Consider the following 6,704-nt stretch of genomic DNA (forward strand, 5'->3'; position numbering starts at 1 on the left):
TTGCCATCAAAAAAAACTGGCCTTGTACCGAGTACAAAACGACGGGTGACTTATGATAGTAGCAAACGGCCGAGGCCTCTACTACCGCGCTCATGGATTTTACTCGTTACTCGGTTGATGATTTTGTGGTCGACGAATCGTTCCAGGCCTTCGTGGCGCGGGCCGATTCCGAAGCCGGCCGCTTCTGGCAAGCGTGGCTGAGCGAGCATCCCGAAAAAAAAGCCGAAGCCGACGAAGCCTTCGCCCTGGTGCAGGGCTTGCGCCAGGCCCGCCCCTACCCCCTCCCCGATGAACTGCTGCCCCAGGAGCTGCAGCGGCTGCGCCAGGCGCTGAACATCCCCGCGGCCCGGCCGCAGCTGCGCGTGCAGCGCCGCCGGGTACTGGCGGGCACCTTGGCATTGCTCCTGCTGCTGGTGGGCCTGGGCTGGTGGCAATGGCTGCGGCCCGCAGTGCCCGCCGGCAAAGCCGAGCGGTTTGCGACCAGCACCGGCCAGCAGCGCCGCCTGACCTTGCCCGATGGCTCGGTGGTGGTGCTGAACGGCAACTCCACCCTCACAACCGCCGCCCAGTGGAACACCACCTCGCCCCGCGAAGTGTGGCTGACGGGCGAAGGCTATTTCCAGGTGACGCACCTGGCGCCACCGTCCGTCATCGACATTGCCGGGGCGCCGGCCAACGTAAAATTCGTGGTGCACGCCGGCGGGCTGAACGTGGCCGTGCTGGGCACCGAATTCAACGTGAACAGCCGGCCGGGCAGCACCAAAGTGGTGCTCAGCTCGGGCAAGGTGGCCGTGGAGCGGCAGGCCTTGCTCACCCGCGAAAACCTGCTGATGCAGCCCGGCGACCTGGTGGAAACCTCGGCGGTGCAGCCCGGCCTGACGCGGCGGCACGTGCAGCCGGCCCTGTATACAGGCTGGACGGAGGGCCGCCTGAAATTTGACCAAACCCCCATGCGCGAGGTGGTGCAGCTGTTGCGCGATTCCTACGGCATGCAAGTAGATGTGGCGGACCCCGCCATTCTGCACCAGACGGTGGTGGGCCAGGTACCCACCACCACCCCCGATGTGCTGCTGGACGCCTTGGCTAAATCTTTGGAAATCAAGGTAACCCGCAAGGGCAACCACGTGCGCTTTTTGCCCGCCAGCCGCTAAGGCGGCCTGGGCTCCGTTCTTTCTCAATCTCAATTTTCCCACCCATTGCTTACCTATGGCAAATTTTACTCGCTACGCCCGCTACGCCGTTTTGCTGGGCAGCTTGCCCGCAGGGGCTAGTCGGGCCCAAGGCGCCTTGGCCCTGGTTACCCAAAACGCTCCCGCAGGCGAAGGCCGATTTCGGAGCGCGCCCCAGCAGCAGCCGCTGACCGGGGTGCTGAAAGACCTGGAAACCCGCTACAAAGTCACGTTCTTTTACCGGGGCGAGGTAATGAGCGGCAAGTACCTGGACCCGGCGCATCCCACCTTCAAATCATTGCCAGCGGCCCTGCGCTACCTCTCGGAGCACAACGGCTTGCGCTTTGAGCTGCTGAAAGACGGCCTCTACGTCATTGTGCCGCAGAACGCGCCGAGCCCAGGCACGGCCCCGGGGGAAGCCTCGACGTTGCCCATTCCGCAATCGATTCCAACGCCTGCTCCCTCATCGGCTTCAATGCCTGCCCCTCAGCTTATCCTGGCCGACGTCCAGGTATCGGGCCGCGTGACGCAGGCCAACGGCGAAGGGCTGCCCGGCGTGACGGTCCTGGTGAAGGGCACCAACAACGGCACCGCCACCAGCCCCGACGGCCGCTACTCGCTGAGCGTGCCCGAGGGCGCGACGCTGGTATTTAGCTCCGTGGGCTTTGTAAGCCAGGAAAAACCCGTGAGCGGGCCTATCGTCGACGTGGTACTGGCCACCGATACCAAAGCTCTCGACGAGGTGGTAGTGGTGGGCTACGGCACCCAGAAGCGCCAGGACGTGACCGGCTCGGTGACGTCGGTGCCCCAGGACCGGCTGGAGCGCATTCCGGTATCCAACGTGGCTTCGGCCATTCAGGGGTCCGTGGCGGGCGTTACCGTTACGTCGGGCTCCAGCGTACCGGGGGCGCAGCCCAACATCCGCATTCGCGGGGTGCGCTCCATTACGGCCAGCGCCGACCCCTACATCGTCCTGGACGGCGTGCCGCTGTTTCCGGGCAACCTGAACGACATCAGCCCCAACGACATTGCGTCGATTGAGATTCTGAAGGACGCTTCGGCCACAGCCATCTACGGCACCCGCGGCTCGAACGGCGTGATTCTGGTGACCACCAAGCGCGGCAAAACTGGCAAGCCCCAGGTGCGCTACGCCGGCTACGGCGGCCCCGAGTACATGGTGAACACCCTCAAGCCGATGAGCGGCGAGGAGTACCTGGCCAAGTACAAGGCTTACACGGTACAGGCCAAGATTACCCCCCAACCTACGCCCTACTCTTCGGAGCTGCCCAACTACAACGCCGGCATCACCACGGACTGGATTAAGGAGGTGTCGCAGCAAGGCTACATCCAGGACCACAACGTGGCGGTAAGCGGCGGCACCAACGACGTGAAGTACTACGTTTCGGGCGACTACTTCAAGCAGCAGGGCACGGTGAAGGGCTTTCAGTTCCAGCGCGTGAGCTTCCGCTCCAACATCGACGCCAACGTGACGCCCTGGCTGCGGGTCGGCACCTCGGCGTTCTACGCCAACTCCAACGACGACGGGGGGCGCGCCAGCCTCTCGCTGGCTTTGGCCTCCAGCCCCTACGGCCAGGTGTACAACCCCGACGGCACCTACAACATCTTTCCTGAATTTCCGGAGCGCAACTTTGTGAGTCCGCTGATTGACCTCACCACCCAGCGCGTGAACCGCAACAACCAACTGGTGGGCACGGGCTACCTGGAAGTAAAGCCCACGTTCGTGGAAGGGCTGACCTACCGCCTCAACGGCAACTACTCGAACCGGCCGTATTACACCGCCTCGTACCGGGGCCGCCTGGCCAACAACAACAACGGCGCGGCCTCCATCACCAACGACCTGCGCCGGAACTACACGCTCGAAAACATCCTGACCTACAACAAGGATTTTGGCAAGCACCACATCGACCTGACGGCCTTGTACAGCGCCCAGGAAAACCGGTTCATCACGACCACCGAAAACGGCAGCGGCTACATCAACGACGCCACGGGGTTCAACAACATCGGGGCAGGCAGCATCCCCTCCACGATTAGCTCCTACGACGAGCGCCGGGCGCTGCTCTCGCAGATGGGCCGCCTGAACTACTCCTACGACGGGCGCTACCTGCTCACCCTCACGGCCCGGCGCGACGGCTCGACGGTGTTCGGGGTCGGCACCAACAAGTACGCCACGTTCCCCTCGGCCGCCCTGGCCTGGAACATCACCAACGAAGCTTTTCTGAAAGACAACCGCATTCTGAGCTTGCTCAAGCTGCGCCTGTCCTACGGCCTCACCGGCAACGAGGGCATCAACCCCTACCAGACCATTACGGGCCAGGGCCTGGTCAACTACGTATCGGGCGGGGTGACGGTGGTGGGCCTGCGCGCCGGCAACCTGGGCAACAGCAACCTGAAGTGGGAAAGCACGCGCAGCGGCAACGTGGCGCTGGACTTTGGCTTTCTCAAAAACCGCATCAGCGGCACTGTGGAATACTACGACGCCACCACCAAAGACCTGCTGCTGGCGCGCTCGCTGCCCCAAATCTCGGGTTACAACAGCATCCTCGACAACATTGGCTCGGTGAGCAACAAGGGCATTGAGGCGACCCTGAACACGGTGAACCTTCAGCACAACGACTTTACCTGGGAAACCAGCTTCAACATCTCGGCCAACCGCAACCGGGTGCTGGAGCTGCTGGGCAACGGCCTCGACGACATCGGCAGCAAGCGCTTCATCGGCAAGCCGCTGGGCGCCATCTACGACTACGAGCTGGCCGGCGTGTGGCAGGTGGGCGAAGACCCCAGCAGCACCGACCCCGGCGCCAAACCCGGCGACCTGAAATTCGTGGACCAGAACGGCGACCACAAAATCGACGCTACTGACCGCAAGTACCTGGGCTCGACCCTGCCCGACTACACGGCCGGCCTCACCAACACCTTTACGTACAAAGGACTGAGCCTGCGCGTGTTTCTGCAAACAGCCCAAGGTGTGCTCAAGAACAACGACCTGCTGAACCGCGGCGACTTTGCCTGGAAAATCAACCAGCCGGCCAACATCGGCTACTGGACGGCCGAAAACATGAGCAACACCCGGCCGTCGCTCGTCTACACCAACACCCGCAGCTACGCCTACCCCTCCGACGCCAGCTATGTGCGCCTCAAGGACATCACGCTGAGCTACGCCTTCCCCACGGCCCTGCTCGACCGGGCCAAGCTGGGCGGCCTCACGGTGTACGTGAGCGGGCGCAACATCTATACCTGGAAAAAGTGGATAGGCTACGACCCCGAGCAGGACTACGGCCAGGGCTTCGGCGCCGGCAACACCGAAGGGCAGTTTGCCAACCCCAACTTCCCCAACGTGGCCTCCTACGTGTTCGGCGTCAACCTGAACCTGCGCTAATTCCCACCATCTGCTTTCAGAATTCCCATGAAACGAATTGTACTCAGCGCCGCTGCCCTGCTGGGCCTGGCCCAGGTGCTCAGCTCCTGTAAAAAAGACTTTCTCGACGAGAACCCCCAGTCGCTCTACACCCCCCAAACCACGCTGGTCGACTCGCTGGGCTTTGAGGCGGGCATGGCCGGCCTGCAAACCGTGGTGCGGGACATGTACACCACCACCGAGCCGCAGGGCCTGCTGGGCGTGCTGCAGGTGGGCACCGACGTGGCCAGCCCGGCCATGCCCCAGGGCGTGGAAACACCGTACTTCAACTACGAGAAACTGCAGTCGCAGGACCAGGGCGCATCCTTTTACTGGAACGCCTGCTACCGCATCATCAACAACGCCAACATCCTGATTCAGGCTTCGGCGGCGGCCCCGTCCACGCTGCGCCAGGGCTATAAAAACCGCATCAGCGCCGAAGCCCGCTTCTACCGGGCCTATGCCTACAACTTCCTGACTACGCTCTATGGCGCCGTGCCCCTGGTGCTGGAGCCGGTGACCACGCCGCGCACCGACTTCACCCGCACGCCGGTGGCCGACGTGAACACCGCCATCATCACGGACCTCACCACGGCCATCCCCAACCTGTTTCTGGCCAGCAAGGCGGCTTCGGGCCGCATCACGCAGGGCGCGGCCCGGCAGCTGCTGGCCGAAGTGTACCTGCGCACCAACCAGCCCAGCCTGGCCGAGGCCCAGTGCCAGGCCATTATCAGCAGCACCCAGTACAAGCTCATCTCGGCCCGCTACGGGGTTCGGGCCGGCTCGCCCGGCGACTATTACTCCGACATGTTCATTGTGGGCAACCAGCGCCGCAGCCAGGGCAACACCGAGCTCATCTGGGGCATTGAACAGCAGCTCAACATCCCGGGCGGGGTGAACGGCAACGGCGGCCAGCAGCGCCGCATGTGGGTGCCGGGCTACTACGCCATCAACGGCATGCTCATCGCCGACTCGCTGGGCGGGCGGGGCATTGGGCGCCTGCGCCTGAGCCAGTGGGTGGACTACCGCCTGTACCCACCCGGCGACATGCGCAACTCCAAATACAACCTGAAGCGCAAGTTTTACTACAACGACCCCAGCAAGCCCACGCTCTACGGCAAGCGCGTCATTGTCACGGGCTCCGACACGGCCTACCGCATCACGCCCTACATCACGAAGTGGAACATGTACAACCCGCTCGACGAGTTCGGCCTGGCCACTGTGAAGGACCTGCCCATGATGCGCCTGGGCGAAACCTACCTGCTGCTGGCCGAAGCCCAGTTGAAGCAGGGCAATACCACTGGGGCCGCCGCAAGCATCAACGTGCTACGCACCCGCGCCCAGGCCCCGCAGGTGGCGGCCTCCAGCATCGACCTCGATTTTATCCTGGACGAGCGCGCCCGCGAGCTCATCGGCGAAGAGCCCCGCCGCCTCACGCTGGTGCGCACCGGCACGCTGGTATCGCGCACGCTGCGCCTGAACGGCAACCCCATCTATGTGACGAACCTGACGGCCAATAACATGCTGCTGCCCATTCCGCAATCGGAAATCGACCGAAACGTGGGCGGCGGGCTGACTCAGAATACCGGCTATTAAGTCTGTGGGCGGCCGGGGCGCGATTCTCTACTTGGAAGAAGTCGCGCTCTGGCCGCCTTTATCAATCAGGTCCCTGTTTTTTCGTGTGGTGAATTAGCGAAATGGAGGGTTCTACTCATCGGCGCCGGGCTACTGCAATGGCCCACTGGCGCTGCCCTTCCATTTCGCTTGCCTTGTGCCCCCTCCCTATTTCATGACAAAACAAGTCCTGCTGCAACTGTCTGCCTTGGTCTTATTGCTGGCCAGCCTCCTCACCGAATTGCCGGCCCGGGCCCAGAGCAGCCTTATCCAGAATGCGCCGGCGCGGCGCGTGCTCAGCCTCAACGGCCGCTGGAACTACATCATCGACCCCTACGAAAACGGCTTTTACGACTACCGCCGCGAGGCGTTTGATAAATCGGCCAGCGGCAAGGGCGGCTACTACGACAACCAGAAGCCCAGCACCGCCCAGGAGCCCGAGCTGATTGAGTACGACTTCGACCACTCGGCCGCGCTGCAGGTGCCCGGCGACTGGAATTCGCAGG

General features: G+C 63.3%; 3 protein-coding genes and 1 pseudogene. All 4 read left to right on the plus strand.

Annotated elements, in window-relative coordinates:
• Positions 1-92 precede the first annotated feature (92 nt).
• Positions 93-1,151, plus strand: coding sequence for a FecR family protein (locus ACYU7Q_RS13100; RefSeq protein ID WP_460609876.1), 1,059 nt, complete (start codon positions 93-95; stop codon positions 1,149-1,151).
• Between the two features lie 55 nt (positions 1,152-1,206).
• Positions 1,207-4,566, plus strand: coding sequence for a SusC/RagA family TonB-linked outer membrane protein (locus ACYU7Q_RS13105; RefSeq protein WP_460609877.1), 3,360 nt, complete (start codon positions 1,207-1,209; stop codon positions 4,564-4,566).
• A gap of 27 nt (positions 4,567-4,593) precedes the next feature.
• Entirely contained in the window at positions 4,594-6,180 is a 1,587-nt protein-coding gene (locus ACYU7Q_RS13110; protein ID WP_460609878.1) for a RagB/SusD family nutrient uptake outer membrane protein, read from the plus strand.
• A 193-nt stretch (positions 6,181-6,373) separates the two neighbouring features.
• Positions 6,374-6,704 (plus strand): annotated as a pseudogene (locus ACYU7Q_RS13115) (hypothetical protein); the annotation flags it as partial.

The sequence above is a fragment of the Hymenobacter terrigena genome (assembly GCF_054776515.1).

What these genes read in the sequence shown, in the direction of transcription:
- ACYU7Q_RS13100 (WP_460609876.1), top strand. Translation starts at nt 93, where the DNA reads ATGGATTTTACTCGTTACTCGGTTGATGATTTTGTGGTCGACGAATCG.
- ACYU7Q_RS13105 (WP_460609877.1), top strand. Translation starts at nt 1,207, where the DNA reads ATGGCAAATTTTACTCGCTACGCCCGCTACGCCGTTTTGCTGGGCAGC.
- ACYU7Q_RS13110 (WP_460609878.1), top strand. Translation starts at nt 4,594, where the DNA reads ATGAAACGAATTGTACTCAGCGCCGCTGCCCTGCTGGGCCTGGCCCAG.